The following is a 14,927-nucleotide window of genomic DNA, read 5'->3' as shown; positions in this document are numbered from 1 at the left end:
GCCGCGCGTCGTCGCGTTCACGGGCGCAGGGCGCCCTCCACTTCGGGTCGGACGACGACGCGCGGCGACCTCCGGCGTCCTTCGTCGTCGGGATCCGAGGTGCGGACCTCGGAGTGCCAGGCCTCGGCGTCGGATGGTGTCGCGGGACGGTGGGCGCGCCGATCCGGTTCGCGTGGAGCGGCGCCGCGCCGTGTCCCGGTCGCGCCGGGTCCTCGAGCCGCGCGCCGCGTCGGCGCTCGTCGCGCCGGCTCCCGCAGAGGGCGCCGACTCGCACAGTCGTGGAGGTTGTCGCGTCTTCACGGCAGGCGTCCGGGATCCTGTGCTGAGTCGCGCCGGCGTGCGCTGAGTCGCGCAGGTATGCGCTGAGTCGCGGGAAGTTGCGCTGAGTCGCGGTGGTGCCTGGTCTGCTCAGAGACGGTCGCGCAGCCAGGTGATGTCCGTGGCGACGTCGCCCTTGGTCTCGCAGATGACGGGCGCGCCGGCGTCACGGACGACGCCGACGAGCAGGTCGTCCGGGATCTCGCCGACGCCGAAGTTGGTGTGGCGGTCGGCGCCCGACCCCGCGGCGTCGCGGGAGTCGTTGGCGTGCACCAGGTCGATGCGGCCTGTGATGGCGCGGACGTCCGCGACGGCGGTGGCGAGGTCGATGCCGCCGGCCCACGCGTGGCACGTGTCCAGGGTGAAGCCGACGTCGGAGCCGCCGTCGGCCTGCTGGATCGCGGCCCAGAGCTGCTCGATGCGGTCCAGGCGGCGCGCCATGGAGAAGTCGCCGCCCGCGGTGTTCTCCACCAGCACGGGCACGTCCGTCTCGAGGGCGTCGATCGCCTTGCGCCAGTTGTCGAACCCGGTCGCGGGGTCGTCCTTCGCGGTGACGTGACCGCCGTGCACCACGACGCCCTTCGCGCCGATCTCGCCCGCCCGCGTCATGACCTGCTGCAGCAGCTTGCGGCTGGGGATGCGGATGCGGTTGTTGGGGGACGCCACGTTGATGACGTACGGGGCGTGCACGTACACGTCGATCCCCGCCGCGGCGACGTCCGCCCGGAACGCGTCCGCGCCGCCCGGGTACTCCAGGGGCGGCACCTTCCACGACTGCGGGTCGGAGACGAACACCTGGACGACGTCGGCCCCGAGCCGGCCGGCGTCGGCGACGGCGTCGTCCAGGGACACGTGGGCACCGATCTGCACGCTCATGCCGCCAGCCTAGGTGGCGCCACCCACGCCCGCGGGTCGCGTCCCGACGGGTTGCTCCGAGGAACCTCAAGGGGCGTGCCCGGAGGGGACGTGGCCTGCTACTTTGCGGCTCTCGACGGGTGGAGGTCGTACATGATGGCGTGGGCTGGTTCCGGGATGATGCTCGCCGTCGTCCTGGAGGCTTTGGTGCCGGTGGTGACGGCGGTCGCCGTCGTGGTGATCGCCGCGACGTTGTCCCGGGGCGCGCGCCCCACGGCGCCGGCCGAGCCGACGGACCGTCCGGGTCTGCTGGAGCAGCGGCTGGAGCACCTGGACTGGCTGCACGCCGCCGGGCGGATCACCGACGACGAGCGCGGCGCGGCCCGGGCCCGCCTGCTCGGCACGGTCTGAGGGGGCTGCCGTGGAACCCTCGGACCTCCTGGACGAGTACCTCTCGGGCGGCGGCCCGGGTGGCGAGGTCGTCTTCGACGACCCGATGTTCGCGGAGCCGACGTTCGGCGCCTTCGGCTCGTTCTTCGGCATCGTCGTGGTGCTGGTCGTGGCCTTCGCGGTCTTCGGCGTCGTCATGTCGCTGAGGCGGGCCCGCAAGCTGCGCGACGCGGGGATCGATCCGCTCGACCCGACGACGGACCTGCAGATCAGGTACATGCAGCGCACCGGCATGACGGCCGAACCCGGGACCGGTGGACCGCCGATCGCCGGTCCGCCCGCCCCCGCGGCGGGTCCCGCGTCGACGCCGCCACGGTCCGTGGAGGACCGGCTCGCCGAGGTGGACCGCCTGTACGAGGCGGGCACCATCACGACGGTGGAGCGCGACGCCGCCCGCGCGCGGGTCCTCGGGACGATCTGACCGGCCCGGACGCCGGACCGGCGTCGTGCGGCGACGCACGCTCACCGACCGCACGGCGCGAACGGGCCCGCCGCCGTCGGACGGGGAACGGGAGCACCGCGCCGCGCGCGTAGGCTTTCCCCATGCCCAGCACTCCTCCGCTCGCGTACGTCGTCGCCGGTTCCGAGGCGACCGGTGGCGCCGGCATCCAGGCCGACCTGAAGACGTTCCAGCAGCTCGGCGCGTACGGCGTCGGGACGCTGACCTGCATCGTGTCGTTCGACCCGAAGAACGACTGGGGGCACCGGTTCGTCCCGGTGGACCCGCAGGTGATCGCCGACCAGATCGAGGCGGCGACGGCCACCCACGACCTCGACGTCGTGAAGATCGGGATGCTGGGCACGCCCGCGACGGTGGACGTCGTGGCGCGGTCCCTCGCGGCTCAGCCGTGGCGGCACGTCGTGCTCGACCCGGTGCTGATCTGCAAGGGGCAGGAGCCGGGCGCCGCGCTGGACACGGACACGGCGCTGCGCGAGCAGGTGCTGCCGCTGGCGACCGTGGTGACGCCGAACCTGTTCGAGGCGCGCACCCTCGCCGGGATGGACCGCATCCTGTCGGTCGAGGACCTGATCGAGGCGGCCCGCCGCATCCACGCGCAGCTCGACTCGACCGCGGGTCCGCGGTACGTCGTCGCGAAGGGCGGCGCGGAGCTGCCGGGGCCGGACGCCGTCGACGTCGTGTTCGACGGGACGGACGTCACGGTGCTGTCGGCGCCGAAGATCGGCGAGGAGCGGGTGTCGGGCGCGGGCTGCACGTTCGCGGCCGCGATCACGGCGGAGCTCGCGAAGGGCGCGGACGTCCCGGACGCCGTGCGGACCGCGAAGGACGTCGTCACGACGGGCATCGAGGCGCGGGTCGTTGCCCGTACCCCGTTCGACACCGTGTGGCAGGGCGCGTACCCCGCGTGACCTGTCAGGGGATGGTCAGGTGACCGTACCCCGGACGCAAACTTCTTCTCCAGGGCGGTTCGGCTTACCCTCGGGTGCGTGACCGACAACAACGGACAGCACAGCCCGAGCACGGGCGCGATCGAGCGTGTGGTCGCCCGTCACGAGATGCCCGACCCGTTGCGCGAGGACATCCGCCTCCTCGGCGGTCTCCTGGGCAGCGTCCTGCGGGAGTCCGGCGGCCAGGACCTGCTCGACGACGTCGAGCACCTGCGTGAGCTGACGATCCGCGCGTACGGCGTGGAGGACGGCGGCGTCGCGCTGGCGGAGGCCGCGGACGTCGTCGCGGGCTTCTCCCTGGAGCGGGCCGAGCAGGTCGCGCGCGCGTTCACCTGCTACTTCCACCTCGCGAACCTCGCGGAGGAGTACCACCGCGTGCGGGTCCTGCGGCAGCGGGAGTCGGAGGCGGGCGCCGCGATCGAGGAGTCCCTGCCGGCGGCGTTCACGCAGCTCGCGGAGGAGGTCGGCCGGGACGAGGCCCTGCGCCGTCTCGGCGAGCTGGAGTTCCGTCCCGTGCTGACGGCGCACCCGACGGAGGCGCGGCGTCGTGCCGTGTCCGGCGCGGTGCGGCGCGTCTCGTCGCTCCTCGCGGAGCGCGACACGATGCACCTGGGCGGGACGTCCCGCACGGAGAACGAGCGCCGCCTCCTGGCGGAGATCGACACGATGTGGCGCACGTCCCCGATCCGCGCCAACAAGCCGACGGTCCTCGACGAGGTCAAGACGGCGATGGGCGTGTTCGACGCGACGCTGTTCGAGACGTTCCCCGAGGTGTACCGCCGCCTGGACGACTGGCTGCTGGACGACGAGGCCGGACGCCGGGCACCGCTCGCGAAGCCGTTCGTCTTCCTCGGGTCGTGGATCGGCGGCGACCGCGACGGCAACCCGAACGTCACGGCGGAGGTGACGCGGCAGGCCGCGACGCTGGCCGCGGAGCACGCGCTCACCGCGCTCGAGAACGCGACGCGCGCCACCGGCCGCAAGCTCACCCTCGAGGAGGCGAGCACCCCGGCGTCCGGCGAGCTGCGGGCGCTGTGGCAGAAGATGCGCCAGCTCTCCGACGAGCTCGCGGCGCAGGCCGCCTCCGAGTCCCCGAACGAGCCGCACCGCGCCGCCGTCCTCGCGATCGCCGGCCGCGTCCGCGCGACCCGCACCCGCGACGCCGACCTCGCGTACACGAACCCCGAGGAGCTCGAGGCCGACCTGCGCGTCGTGCAGCGCTCCCTCATCGACGCGGGCGCGCCCCGTGCCGCGTACGGCGACCTGCAGCGACTCGTGTGGCAGGTGGAGACCTTCGGGTTCCACCTGGCCGAGATCGAGGTGCGCCAGCACTCGCAGGTGCACGCCGCCGCCCTCGCCGAGATCGAGGAGAAGGGCGTCCACGGCGACCTGTCCGACCGCACCCGCGAGGTGCTGGACACGTACCGCGCGCTCGGCGCCGTGCAGAAGCGGTTCGGCGTCCGCGCGGCCCGCCGCTACATCGTGTCGTTCACGCAGGCGCCCGAGCACCTGGCGGCGGTCTACCAGCTCGCCGAGCTCGCGTTCGAGGGCAGCGACGACGTCCCCGTCGTGGACGCCGTCCCGCTGTTCGAGACCTTCGCGGACCTCGAGAACTCGGTGGAGATCCTCGAGGCGATGCTCGAGATGCCGCAGGTGCAGCGCCGCCTCGCGGAGAACGGCCGCCGCGTCGAGGTCATGCTCGGCTACTCCGACTCCTCCAAGGACGTCGGCCCCGTCGCCGCGACGCTCGCCCTGCACTCCGCGCAGTCCCGCATCGCGCAGTGGGCGGCCCGCCACGACATCACGCTCACGCAGTTCCACGGACGCGGCGGCGCCCTCGGGCGCGGCGGCGGCCCCGCGAACCGTGCGGTCCTCGCGCAGCCCCCGCACTCGGTGGACGGCCGGTTCAAGCTCACCGAGCAGGGCGAGGTCATCCTCGCCCGCTACGGCGACCCGACGATCGCGGCCCGGCACATCGAGCAGGTCGCCGCGGCGACGCTCCTCGCGTCCGCGCCGTCCACGGAGAAGCGCAACGCGACCACGGCGGAGCGGTTCGCGCCCCTCGCCGCGTCGCTCGACGCGACGTCGCGCGCCCGGTTCCACGCCCTGGTGAAGTCCGAGGGCTTCCCGCAGTGGTTCGCACAGGTGACGCCCCTGGAGGAGGTCGGCCTGCTCCCGATCGGGTCGCGCCCCGCCAAGCGCGGCCTCTCGGTGAACTCGCTCGACGACCTGCGGGCCATCCCCTGGGTGTTCTCCTGGTCGCAGGCCCGCATCAACCTCGCCGGCTGGTTCGGCCTCGGCACGGCGCTGCGCGAGTTCGGCGACCTCGACGTGCTGCGCGCCGCGTACACCGAGTGGCCGCTGTTCGCCACGCTCCTCGACAACATCGAGATGTCCCTCGCCAAGACGGACGAGCGGATCGCGGAGCAGTACCTCGCGCTCGGCGACCGGGACGACCTCGCGCAGATGGTGCTCGACGAGCTCCGCCTCACCCGCGAGTGGGTCCTCAAGATCACCGGCAACGGATGGCCCTTGGCCAGCCGCCGCGTGCTCGGCCGCGCCGTCCAGCTCCGCTCGCCCTACGTGGACGCCCTCTCGCTGCTCCAGGTCCGGGCGCTGCGCGCCCTGCGCACCCAGGGCGTCAGCGAAGGCCTCACCGTGGCCGACGGCGAGTGGGTCGACGGCGGGTACAAGGACCGCTGGCAGCACCTGCTGCTCCTCACCGTCAACGGTGTGTCCGCCGGCCTGCAGAACACGGGCTGATGCGCGACCTCACCACGCCCGCCGGTGCCCCCGCACCGGCGGGCGTCGCCGCGCCCGTCCTCGAGCTGGCGGTGCAGGACGTCGCCGGTGTCGACGTCGCGGCGCGCGTCGGGGCACGCCGGGTCGAGCTCTGCGCGGCCCTCGGCGCTACCGGCGGGATGACGCCCGGACCCGGCCTCCTCGCCGCGGCCGTCGCCCAGGCCGCCGCCCCCACCGCCGGCAACCCCGTCGAGGTGCACGTCCTCGTCCGGCCCCGCACCGGCGGGTTCGTGCTCGTCGACGGCGAGCTCGACGTCCAGGTCCGGGAGGTCGCCGCTGCCGTCGCCGCCGGCGCGCACGGCGTCGTCGTCGGAGCCCTGCGCCCCGACGGCACCGTCGACGAGCCCGCCGTGCGCGCGCTCGTCGCAGCCGCCGCCAACCTCGAGGTGACCTTCCACCGCGCGTTCGACCAGCTCGCCGACCCGCTGGCCGCCCTCGACGCGCTCGCCGCCGCCGGCGTGACCCGCGTGCTCACCTCCGGAGGCGCCGCCCGCAGCGTCGACGGTCTCGACCGGCTCCGCGCCTGCGCCGACCACGCCCACGGCCCGCTCGCCGCTGCCGTGCAGATCATGGCCGGCGGCGGCGTCCGCGTCGAGGACGTCCCCGCCCTGCGGGCCAGCGGCGTCGACGCCGTCCACCTGTCCGCCAAGCGCGTCGTGTCGGACGACGGCGGCCCCGGTGGTGGAGGGGACTCCGGCTACGAGATCACCGACCCCGACGTCGCCGCCGCGGCGGCTGCCGCGCTGGGGTTGCCGGGCTGATCGCTGCGCGCGGTGTCGGTCGGCAGGTCGGCTCCGGGGTCGGTGGGTCGGTTCCGGGGTCGGTGGGTCGGTTCCGGCGTCGGTGGGGTGGCGCGCCGTCGCGTTCACGGGCGCTGCGCGCCCTCCACTTCGGGTCTGACGACGACGCGCCACCCCACCGACCCCGGAACCTTTGTGCCCCGTTGCGTCACGTGTCGGGGTCGCGTCGAGTCAGCGCACATCTCCGCGAGTCAGCGCACGATCCGCCCAGTCAGCGCACGATCCGCCCAGTCAGCGCAGGATTCGTCCAGTCAGCGCAAGGCTCGGCGAGTCAGCGCGGGCGATCGCGAGTCAGCGCACGATTCGTCCAGTCAGCGTGGATCACGCTCAGTCGGCGCACATCTCCGCGAGTCATCGTCGGAGCGCTCAGTGGTGCGCTGAGCGAACCGTCCGTTCGCCCACTCGGCGGAACTCGCGCCGACTCGCGACGTTTGGGTGCCGCCCAGGGCTCAGGCCGGGGCGGCGAGGAGCCGGAACGGGGCACCGGTCGGGTCGGTGACGTCGACCTGTCGGCCGTACGGGGTGTCCACCGGCTCGCCGTGCACGGTGGCGCCCAGCTCGGTGGCGCGGGAGGCCGCGGCGTCGACGTCGTCGGCGCCGAGGTAGACCAGCCACCGGCTCGGCCCTTCGTCGTCGGCGACGCCGTAGATGCCGGCGGTCGCGGACTCCTGAGGCCCGTTCGTCGCGTACCGGAACCCGTCGTCGCCCGGCACGTCGTGCAGGTCCCAGCCGACGGCGTCGCGGTAGAACGCGCAGGTCGTGTCGTAGGTGGTGGTCCACACCTCGAACCAGCAGGGTGCGCCCGCCTCCATGACACGGGCGAATCCGCGATGCTCCTGCGGCTGCCAGAACGCCAGCCCGATGCCGGTGGGGTCGGTCGTCATGGCCCAGCGGCCCTGGCCGGGGACGTCGTCCGGCCCCATGACGACCGTCCCGCCGTTCTCGATGACGGCCGTGACGGCGGCGTCCGCGTCCGACGCGGCGAGGTACACGCCCCACTCGCTGGGCTGCCCCGTCACCTGGTGCGGGCCGACGCCCGCCACGGGCTCGCCGCGCAGGAGGAACTGGCCGTAATGGCCGAACTCCTCGCCGAAGTCCACGTGCTCCCAGCCGAACAGGGCCGTGTAGAACGCGACGGCGGCCGGCAGGTCGTCCGTCCCCAGGTCGATCCAGATCGGAGCGCCGTCCGGGGTGTCACCGCGTGCGGGCATGGTTCCTCCTCGAGCTTCGTGGCCGTCGTGGGCGCGTCCAGTCCAGCACGCGCCACCGACGGTCGCCCGCCGGAGGTGTCAGAGCCCGGCGAGGGCCCGGACCACGCGGTCGACGCTGGACCCGATGCCCCAGCGCTCGACCAGCGCCGCGAGGGCGTCGGGGTCGCGCGGGGTCGCGGGGAGGGTGTCGTCCACGTCGCCCACGGGGGCGTCGGCGGCGACCTGCACGACCCCCGGGGCGACCGCCAGGTAGTCCGTGGCCGCGGCGAGCCGGGTGCGCTGCGACGCGGTCACGCCGGACTCGCCGGCGGCTGCGGCGGCGAGGATCCGGTCCAGGGTGCCGAACGTCGCCAGCAGTCGCGCGGCGGTCTTCTCGCCGATGCCGGCCACGCCCGGCAGGCCGTCCGACGGGTCTCCGCGCAGCACGGCCATCTCGGCGTACGCGCTGCCCGTCGGGACGCCGTACTTCTCCGCGAGCCGCGCCTGGTCCACGACGTCCGGGTCGCGCACGCCGCGCGCCGGGTACAGGACGCCGACGCCCGCCGCGTCGTCGACGAGCTGGAACAGGTCGCGGTCGCCGGTCACGACGGCGACCTGGAGCGCGGCTGACGACCCGGCTCCGGGCGCCCCCTCCGTCGGTGCCGCGACGACCGGCGCGGCAGGGTGCGCCGCCACCTCGCGCGCCACGAGCGTGCCGATGACGTCGTCCGCCTCGTACCCGGGCGCGCCGACGCGTGCGACGCCGAGCGCGGCGAGGACGTCGACGATGACGGGCACCTGGGCGCGCAGGTCGTCGGGCATCTCCTCGACGTCGGGGCCGTCGGCGCGTTCCTCCAGGACCCGGTGCTGCTTGTACGAGCTGATGGCGTCGACCCGGAACGCGGGGCGCCAGTCGTCGTCCCAGCAGGCCACCAGACGTTCAGGGCGGTGCTCGGTCACGAGGAACGCGATCATGTCGAGCAGGCCGCGCACCGCGTTGACCGGCTCGCCCGCGGGGGAGCGCAGGGAGCCCGGGAGACCGAAGTAGGCGCGGAAGTACAGCGAGGCCGTGTCGAGCAGCATCAGGCGCATGGTGACAGCCTCCCACCTGACCCTGTCAGCGCGCTCCACCCGTCCTGTGGTCGGTCTCGGTGCGACCGACCGCGAGCCGGTTCACCCGGTGGACGGCGACGGCCACTCGGACGGCAGCTCTCCGGCCGGTGGCGCCGGGATCACACCCTGGAACCCCGTGAGGGTCTGCCAGCGGGCGCCGTCAGCGGTGAGCAGGAGGATGACGTCGTCCGTCCCGTCGAGCGGGTCGCCGTCGGGGTAGGGCGAGCCGTTCTCGCAGGTCCGGGGTGCGGAGACGACCTCGATCGTCCGGGCGCCCGAGCCCTGGAGCCACGCGTCGACCGCCACCTCCCACACGTGGGCGGTCTCGCCGAAGAGGTAGGTCGTCCCGGTCTGCCCGGTCACCCTGCCGTGTGCCACCGCGTCGGCATCCAGGGCGGCGTCGGCCGGGGTGTCGTAGTCGGCCCAGTCGACGCAGGCGGAGGAGACCTCGGCGGTGCCGCAGCCGCCGAGCGCCGCCACGCCGACGGTGAGGAGGACGGCGGTGAGGGCACGATGGCTCGTCATGCGGTCAGGGTTCCACACCGGCCGGGCGGCGTGTCAGGTGGCGACGGCCCCGGCGAGCAGCAGCCCTGCCGTGACGGCGACGACCGACGCGCCGAGCGTGCTCAGCGCGTGCCGCACCGCCACTCGTCGTCGGCCGCCGTGCAGGATCGTCACCGTCTCGACGACGGACGTGGAGAACGTCGTCAGGCCGCCGCAGAACCCGACGACGAGGAGCAGGTGCCAGACCTCGGCGGCTCCGGCGAGGGCGATCCAGCCGGCCGTGACCCCGATGACGAACGAGCCGACGGTGTTCACGACCCACGTGCCCCACGGGAACCCGCTCGGGCGTCGGGCCTTGACGGTGTCGGCCACCCAGAACCGCACCGCGGCGCCGAGCCCGCCGCCGACCCCGACCGCGACGAACGCCAGCACCCCGGTCACGACGGCCCGCCGGCGCGGAGCAGCCGTCCCAGCGTGCCCGGCGGGGTCCGTGAGCCGAGCAGCACGCCCGCCAGTGCCGCCGTCGTCCCGACGGCGAGCGTGGCCGCGGCGTACGCGACCGCGACGCCCCACGCGCCGTCCTGCGCGAGGCGCGTCAGCTCGAGACCGAGCGCGGAGTACGTGGTGAAGCCGCCGAGCACGCCGGTCCCGGCGAACAGGCGGACGGCTCGCAGGCGCGGCGACTCGGGGCCGCGCCGGGCGAGGGTCTCCAGGAGCCAGCCCAGCACGAACGCGCCGACGAAGTTCACGGTGAACGTCGGCCACGGCCAGCCCGCGGACGCGTGGGGGAGCGCCAGGGCGACGGCGTACCGCAGCACCGAGCCGAGGGCCCCGCCGGCGGCGACGAGCGCGAGGAGCCGCGGGTCGCGGTGCGGGGGGCGGGCGTCGGGCACGGTCCCCATCCTGGTGCGCCCGGAGGCGACGGCGCCACTCGTCGTCGGACCTGCGCTGACTCGCCGGAACTTGCGCTGACTCGCGTGACGCCGCGCTGACTCGCGTGGGTGTGCGCTGACTCGCGTGACGCCGCGCTGACTCGCGTGGGTGTGCGCTGACTCGCGTGACGCCGTGCTGACTCGCGTGGATGTGCGCTGACTCGCGTGGACCTGCGCTGACTGATGCGACGCGGACCGGAACGTCGAAGGAGGGGGGTGGGGGCCGCGCGACGTCGTCAGACCCGAAGTGGAGGGCCCCCTGGGGCCCGTGAACGCGACGTCGCGCGGCCCCCACCACCCTCCGAAACCGGAGTGCGCGTCAGACGGTCTGCTCGGCGGGCAGGTGGTCGGGGAGGCCGAACCGCGGGAACCAGGTCGACGTGTCGAGGAACGTGGTGATGCCGGTGACCCGCCCGGCACCGTCGTCCTCGAGCACGACGAGCCCCCACGGTCGCCAGCCGCCGGCGGGGTCGCAGCGGTACTGGCCGAACGCGAGGGAGCCGTTGGCGCGCACGGGGAGGCAACGGGAGCCGCGGCAGCCGTGCCCGGGGCCGAGCATCCAGCGGGCGATCTCCTCGGGTCCCGACACCCACAGGGTGTAGGGCGGCATGTTGAGGACGGCGTCCTGGTGCAGGAGCCGGACGAGGGCGTCCATGTCGTAGCGTTCGAACGCGTCGACGTAGCGGGCGAGCAGCTCGTCGTCGACGGTGCCCCAGCGTTCCTCGTCGCGGTCGAGGGCCTTGGCGCCGAGCGTGGCGCGGGCCCGCTGGAGGGCGCTGTTGACGGACGCGACGGACGTGTCGAGCAGGGTCGCGGTCTCCGCGGCGGACCAGCGCAGCACCTCGCGCAGGACGAGCACGGCCCGCTGGCGGGGCGGGAGGTGCTGCAGGGCCGCGACGAACGCGAGGCGCACCGACTCACGGCCCACCGCCATGTCGGCGGGGTCGCCCTCGCGGGGCAGGACGGCGTCGTCGGCGACGGGTTCGACCCAGCGCTCCTCCGGGAGGGTCTCCCCGAAGTTCTCGATCTCGGCGGGCTGCGGGCCGCCCAGCCCCATGGGGCGCTCGCGCCGCTTGGACGACCCGAGGTGGTCGAAGCACACGTTGGTCGCGATCCGGTACAGCCAGGAGCGCAGCGACGACCGGCCCTCGAAGCGGTCGTAGGCGCGCCAGGCCCGCAGCATGGTCTCCTGCACGGCGTCGTCGGCGTCGGCGGCGCCGCCGAGCAGCCGGTAGCAGTAGCCCGTGAGCTCGCGGCGGTGCTGCTCCAGGAGCACGCCGACGTCCGACCCGACCGTCTGTGTCATGTCTCACACCGTACGACCGGCCACCGACAGACGCGAGAGGCGTCAGGTGCGGCGGCGGCGCGCCTCGTCGCGGGTCCAGGGCAGCACCCGTTCGACGAGGGGGATCGACGACGTGGCGGACGACTGCCGGCGCGTCACGGGGACCGCGCCGGTCAGGGGTGCGGCGCCGAGGTCGATCTCGAACCAGACCGTCTTGCCGTCGCCCAGGTCGGCGTGCCGGCCCACCACGGTGGCCTCGTGCTGCTCCACGCCCCAGCGGGAGGCGAGCCGGTCGAGGAACTGCACGCCGCGTCCTGACAGGTCGCGCGGGTCGGGGTCCTGGAGGACTGGTTCCTTGGTGCAGCCGTCGCGCACGGCGACGCGCAGCCGCCGTTCGTCGACCTCGACGGTCGCGGTGATGGGGCCGCGTCCGTGCTCGAGCGCGTTGGTGAGGATCTCGCTGGACAGCAGCATCGCGGTGCGCCGCACCTCGACGCCGACGTCGCAGGACTCCAGGACGTCGTCGACCCAGCGGCGGGCGGGCCCGAGGTCGGACAGGCTGTCGGCGACCTTCCGTTCCGCGAGGGCCGGGCCGTCGTCGGACGGCGGGCCCGACGGGGCGGGGACGCGGGCCCGCACCACCAGCACGGCGACGTCGTCCCGCTGGGCGCGTCCGACGAGCCGCCGCACGAGGGCGCGCGGCAGCCCGGCGGTGGCCTCGCCGTGGACGTCGGCCAGCACCTGGACGAGGTCCTCGGTGCGCTCGGTGATCGGCACGCCCCGCTGCTCCACCAGGCCGTCCGTGTAGAGCACGAGGGTGTCGCCCGGGAGCAGCCGGGCGGTGTGGTCGCGCCGCTGGGCCGCGGGGTCGATGCCGAGCAGCATGTCGGGACGGGCCTCGAGGGTCTGGACGGTGCCGTCGCGCCGCAGCACGAGCGGCAGCGGGTGCCCCGCGTCCGACCAGGTGAGGGTGTACCCGCGCTCCGGCTCGCCGTCGGGTCCGGTGTCGCCCTGGGGGCAGGAGTCGTGGTCGAGGCGGACGACGACGGCCGTCGCCAGCGCGCCCGGGCCCAGCTCGGCGTTCGCCCGGTCCAGGCGGGTCAGCAGCGCGGCGGGGGACTCGTCGTGGCTCCACGCCAGGGCGCGCAGCATGGAGCGGAGCTGACCCATCTGCGCGGCGGCGCTCACGTCGTGGCCGGTGACGTCGCCGATGGTGAGGATCGCGGTGCCGTCGTCGCGCACGACGGCGTCGTACCAGTCGCCGCCCACCTGGTCGGTCCGGGCCGCCGGGGCGTACGTCGTCGCGATGTCGAGGTGCGCGACGGTGGGGGCGTCGCTCAGGAGCGACTCCTGGAGGGTGGTGGCGACGCGGCGGCGGGCCTCCAGCAGCGCGACACGCTCCAGCGCCATCGCGACGTAGCGCGCGACCGTCGTCTCCAGGGCGGCGGTGCCGCTGTCGTGGTCCCGTTTCTCGCCCCACACGCAGATGACGACCCCGATGACGTCGTCCTCGACGACGACGGGCAGGAACGAGCGGGCGCCCGTCGACATCAGGCCGATGCCCGCCATGGCGGGGTAGGCCTCGATCATCTCGTCCTGGTCGCGGTAGAACAGGGTGCGCCGGTCGCGGACGACGGCGGTGTCGGGGCGGGGCGCGTCGAGCCGGATGCTGCGCATCCCGTCGGGGAACCCGGGCTCCTGGTGGCCGACGGTCACGTAGCGCAGGTGGCGGCGGTCTGCGTCGACGAGCGCGAGGGAGCACCAGCGCGCCCCCATGCCGGTGCCGACGACCTCCGCGATCGTCTCCTCGACCTCCTCGATCGTGGTGACGCCGGCGAACCGCTCGGACAGTCCCAGGAGGAACTGGGCGCGCTGGTGGGCGCGGAACGCGACCTGCTCGGCACGGCGGGCGCGTTCCCGCTCGGCCCGCAGGCGCAGCTCGCCGGAGCAGGCCGCCGCGAGGTCGGCGAGGGTGTCGAGGTCCTCGGCGGCCCACGACCGCGGGACCATGTCGATCGCCCACAGCGCGCCGACGACCTCGCCGCGCCCGTCCTGCACGGGGTAGCCGGCCAGGGCGCGGGCACCCATCTCGCGCACGACCCAGCGGTCGACGACGCGCGGGTCGGCCTCCGTGTCCTCGACGACGACGGCGGCGCGCTCGCGCGCGACGATCTCGGTCGCCGGGTGGTCGAAGAAGATGCGGCGCGCCGCCTGGACGTCCTCCGGCAGGCCGTACGCGCCGGGCAGCAGCTGACCGTCCTGGGTGAGCACCACGAAGACGGCTGCGGGCACGCCGAGGTTGCGGTGCACGAGCCGCACGATGCGGTCGAACACCTCGTCCGCGGAGAACTCCGCCGTCGGGCCGGGGGTCGACGGACCCAGGACCTGCGTCTCGGGCACGACCCCAGTATGCCGCCCGAGGGCCGAATTCCCAGCAAGAAGGCGCTGTCGGGCGCGATCCGGACCACGGACCGGTCCCCACCCGTTGCGACGTGGGTCACACCGCGCGCACACTGGAGCGAGGACCGAGACGGGGGTGGCACCGTGGGAGGAACCGCAGGAACGTTCGACGCCCTGCCCATGCTGGGGCGTGGCAAGCACCGCAGCCCGAAGAAGGGGGCGTGCTTCATGGAGCTCGCGTCGTTCCTCGCGGGCGAACGCTGGAGCGACCATCCGCAGTGCACGCACCCGCTGCTGGCGATGCTCGCACGCGCCGTCAACGACCTGACGTCGGACGACGCGCGGCCGAGGCTGGCACCCATGATCCCGTCCGTCATCGGGCTGAACAGCGACGACCCGCACTGGGACGTCCAGATCGCGCTGCGGGCCGCCCGGGCGGCGCTGCCCGTCGCCCCCGCGGACCGGCAGCAGACGCTCGCCGTGGCGATCTACGGCGGCGAGCGGATGCTCGACGTCCTGGACGGGCGACCCGACGGCACGCTGGCGCCGGAGAGCGTGGAGGCGCTGGCGACGGCGCCCAAGACCGCCGAGTGGGCGCGCCGGTTCTGCGCCGGCACCCACGTCCGTCCCAAGCGGTTCGTGCGCGACGCCGCGCCCTCGGTCGTGTCGACGGCCGTGCAGGGCATCAGCGAGGCGTACGTCCCCGACACGGACGACCGGCTGCGCGACCTGCTGACGGACACCATCGCCGACGCGCGACGCTGGTCCGGGCTGGACGTCCCCGCCGGGGCGCTGCGCGAGGAGCAGTGGGCGGAGGTCGTCCGCCCCGCGGGCAGCCGCGCCTGAGGTCCGAGGGGGCCGTGTCTGGTAG

The 14,927-nt window shown here is 74.5% G+C and carries 14 protein-coding genes; 6 read left to right on the top strand and 8 right to left on the bottom strand.

What is annotated here, in order from left to right; genetic code table 11:
* Nucleotides 1-408: 408 nt before the first annotated feature.
* Complete coding sequence (locus ATJ88_RS17205) at nucleotides 409-1,194, bottom strand: deoxyribonuclease IV (RefSeq protein WP_098464887.1); 786 nt, start codon at nucleotides 1,192-1,194, stop codon at nucleotides 409-411.
* Between the two features lie 135 nt (nucleotides 1,195-1,329).
* Here ATJ88_RS17205 and ATJ88_RS17200 point away from each other — a divergent pair, with 135 nt between their 5' ends.
* The 5 genes from ATJ88_RS17200 to ATJ88_RS17180 all read left to right on the top strand — a co-directional run bounded on the left by ATJ88_RS17200 (nucleotide 1,330) and on the right by ATJ88_RS17180 (nucleotide 6,593).
* Nucleotides 1,330-1,584 carry a hypothetical protein gene (locus ATJ88_RS17200; protein WP_141538721.1) on the top strand — a complete coding sequence of 85 codons (255 nt, stop codon included), beginning with the start codon at nucleotides 1,330-1,332 and terminating at the stop codon, nucleotides 1,582-1,584.
* Between the two features lie 10 nt (nucleotides 1,585-1,594).
* Nucleotides 1,595-2,044, top strand: coding sequence for a hypothetical protein (locus ATJ88_RS17195; RefSeq protein ID WP_098464885.1), 450 nt, complete (start codon nucleotides 1,595-1,597; stop codon nucleotides 2,042-2,044).
* Between the two features lie 122 nt (nucleotides 2,045-2,166).
* Complete coding sequence (locus tag ATJ88_RS17190) at nucleotides 2,167-2,991, top strand: hydroxymethylpyrimidine/phosphomethylpyrimidine kinase (RefSeq protein ID WP_098464884.1); 825 nt, start codon at nucleotides 2,167-2,169, stop codon at nucleotides 2,989-2,991.
* 147 nt (nucleotides 2,992-3,138) lie between these two features.
* Nucleotides 3,139-5,793 carry a phosphoenolpyruvate carboxylase gene (locus ATJ88_RS17185; RefSeq protein WP_098465445.1) on the top strand — a complete coding sequence of 885 codons (2,655 nt, stop codon included), beginning with the start codon at nucleotides 3,139-3,141 and terminating at the stop codon, nucleotides 5,791-5,793.
* Complete coding sequence (locus ATJ88_RS17180; protein ID WP_098464883.1) at nucleotides 5,793-6,593, top strand: copper homeostasis protein CutC; 801 nt, start codon at nucleotides 5,793-5,795, stop codon at nucleotides 6,591-6,593. Before ATJ88_RS17185 ends, ATJ88_RS17180 begins: the two co-directional genes overlap by 1 nt.
* 488 nt (nucleotides 6,594-7,081) lie before the next feature.
* Here ATJ88_RS17180 and ATJ88_RS17175 read toward each other — a convergent pair whose 3' ends face one another.
* The 7 genes from ATJ88_RS17175 to ATJ88_RS17145 form a co-directional block, all read right to left on the bottom strand.
* Nucleotides 7,082-7,843 carry a VOC family protein gene (locus tag ATJ88_RS17175; RefSeq protein ID WP_098464882.1) on the bottom strand — a complete coding sequence of 254 codons (762 nt, stop codon included), beginning with the start codon at nucleotides 7,841-7,843 and terminating at the stop codon, nucleotides 7,082-7,084.
* Between the two features lie 78 nt (nucleotides 7,844-7,921).
* A complete protein-coding gene (locus ATJ88_RS17170; RefSeq protein WP_098464881.1) occupies nucleotides 7,922-8,914 on the bottom strand; it encodes a 5'-3' exonuclease in 993 nt (330 codons plus the stop codon).
* Between the two features lie 81 nt (nucleotides 8,915-8,995).
* A complete protein-coding gene (locus ATJ88_RS17165; RefSeq protein ID WP_098464880.1) occupies nucleotides 8,996-9,460 on the bottom strand; it encodes a hypothetical protein in 465 nt (154 codons plus the stop codon).
* A gap of 33 nt (nucleotides 9,461-9,493) precedes the next feature.
* A complete protein-coding gene (crcB, locus tag ATJ88_RS17160) occupies nucleotides 9,494-9,880 on the bottom strand; it encodes a fluoride efflux transporter CrcB (protein ID WP_098464879.1) in 387 nt (128 codons plus the stop codon).
* Entirely contained in the window at nucleotides 9,877-10,341 is a 465-nt protein-coding gene (locus tag ATJ88_RS17155) for a fluoride efflux transporter FluC (RefSeq protein WP_098464878.1), read from the bottom strand. The genes crcB and ATJ88_RS17155 overlap by 4 nt, the downstream gene beginning before the upstream one ends.
* Before the next feature lie 349 nt (nucleotides 10,342-10,690).
* Nucleotides 10,691-11,677, bottom strand: a complete 987-nt coding sequence (locus ATJ88_RS17150) for a sigma-70 family RNA polymerase sigma factor (RefSeq protein WP_098464877.1) — start codon at nucleotides 11,675-11,677, stop codon at nucleotides 10,691-10,693.
* Nucleotides 11,678-11,719: 42 nt separating this feature from the next.
* A complete protein-coding gene (locus tag ATJ88_RS17145; RefSeq protein WP_245852520.1) occupies nucleotides 11,720-14,056 on the bottom strand; it encodes a SpoIIE family protein phosphatase in 2,337 nt (778 codons plus the stop codon).
* A gap of 144 nt (nucleotides 14,057-14,200) precedes the next feature.
* Here ATJ88_RS17145 and ATJ88_RS17140 point away from each other — a divergent pair, with 144 nt between their 5' ends.
* Nucleotides 14,201-14,902 carry a hypothetical protein gene (locus tag ATJ88_RS17140; protein WP_245852519.1) on the top strand — a complete coding sequence of 234 codons (702 nt, stop codon included), beginning with the start codon at nucleotides 14,201-14,203 and terminating at the stop codon, nucleotides 14,900-14,902.
* Nucleotides 14,903-14,927 lie beyond the last annotated feature (25 nt).

The sequence above is a fragment of the Isoptericola jiangsuensis genome (assembly GCF_002563715.1).
Lineage (GTDB): Bacteria > Actinomycetota > Actinomycetes > Actinomycetales > Cellulomonadaceae > Isoptericola > Isoptericola jiangsuensis.
The sequence above is the reverse complement of the archived record's forward strand: the minus strand, read 5'-3'. Positions and strand labels throughout refer to the sequence as shown.

Excerpts from the sequence above, each read along its gene's own strand:
- ATJ88_RS17170 (WP_098464881.1), bottom strand. The coding sequence starts at position 8,914 with ATGCGCCTGATGCTGCTCGACACGGCCTCGCTGTACTTCCGCGCCTAC.
- ATJ88_RS17180 (WP_098464883.1), top strand. The coding sequence starts at position 5,793 with ATGCGCGACCTCACCACGCCCGCCGGTGCCCCCGCACCGGCGGGCGTC.
- ATJ88_RS17155 (WP_098464878.1), bottom strand. The coding sequence starts at position 10,341 with ATGGGGACCGTGCCCGACGCCCGCCCCCCGCACCGCGACCCGCGGCTC.
- ATJ88_RS17205 (WP_098464887.1), bottom strand. The coding sequence starts at position 1,194 with ATGAGCGTGCAGATCGGTGCCCACGTGTCCCTGGACGACGCCGTCGCC.
- ATJ88_RS17185 (WP_098465445.1), top strand. The coding sequence starts at position 3,139 with ATGCCCGACCCGTTGCGCGAGGACATCCGCCTCCTCGGCGGTCTCCTG.
- ATJ88_RS17200 (WP_141538721.1), top strand. The coding sequence starts at position 1,330 with ATGGCGTGGGCTGGTTCCGGGATGATGCTCGCCGTCGTCCTGGAGGCT.
- ATJ88_RS17175 (WP_098464882.1), bottom strand. The coding sequence starts at position 7,843 with ATGCCCGCACGCGGTGACACCCCGGACGGCGCTCCGATCTGGATCGAC.
- ATJ88_RS17190 (WP_098464884.1), top strand. The coding sequence starts at position 2,167 with ATGCCCAGCACTCCTCCGCTCGCGTACGTCGTCGCCGGTTCCGAGGCG.
- ATJ88_RS17165 (WP_098464880.1), bottom strand. The coding sequence starts at position 9,460 with ATGACGAGCCATCGTGCCCTCACCGCCGTCCTCCTCACCGTCGGCGTG.
- ATJ88_RS17150 (WP_098464877.1), bottom strand. The coding sequence starts at position 11,677 with ATGACACAGACGGTCGGGTCGGACGTCGGCGTGCTCCTGGAGCAGCAC.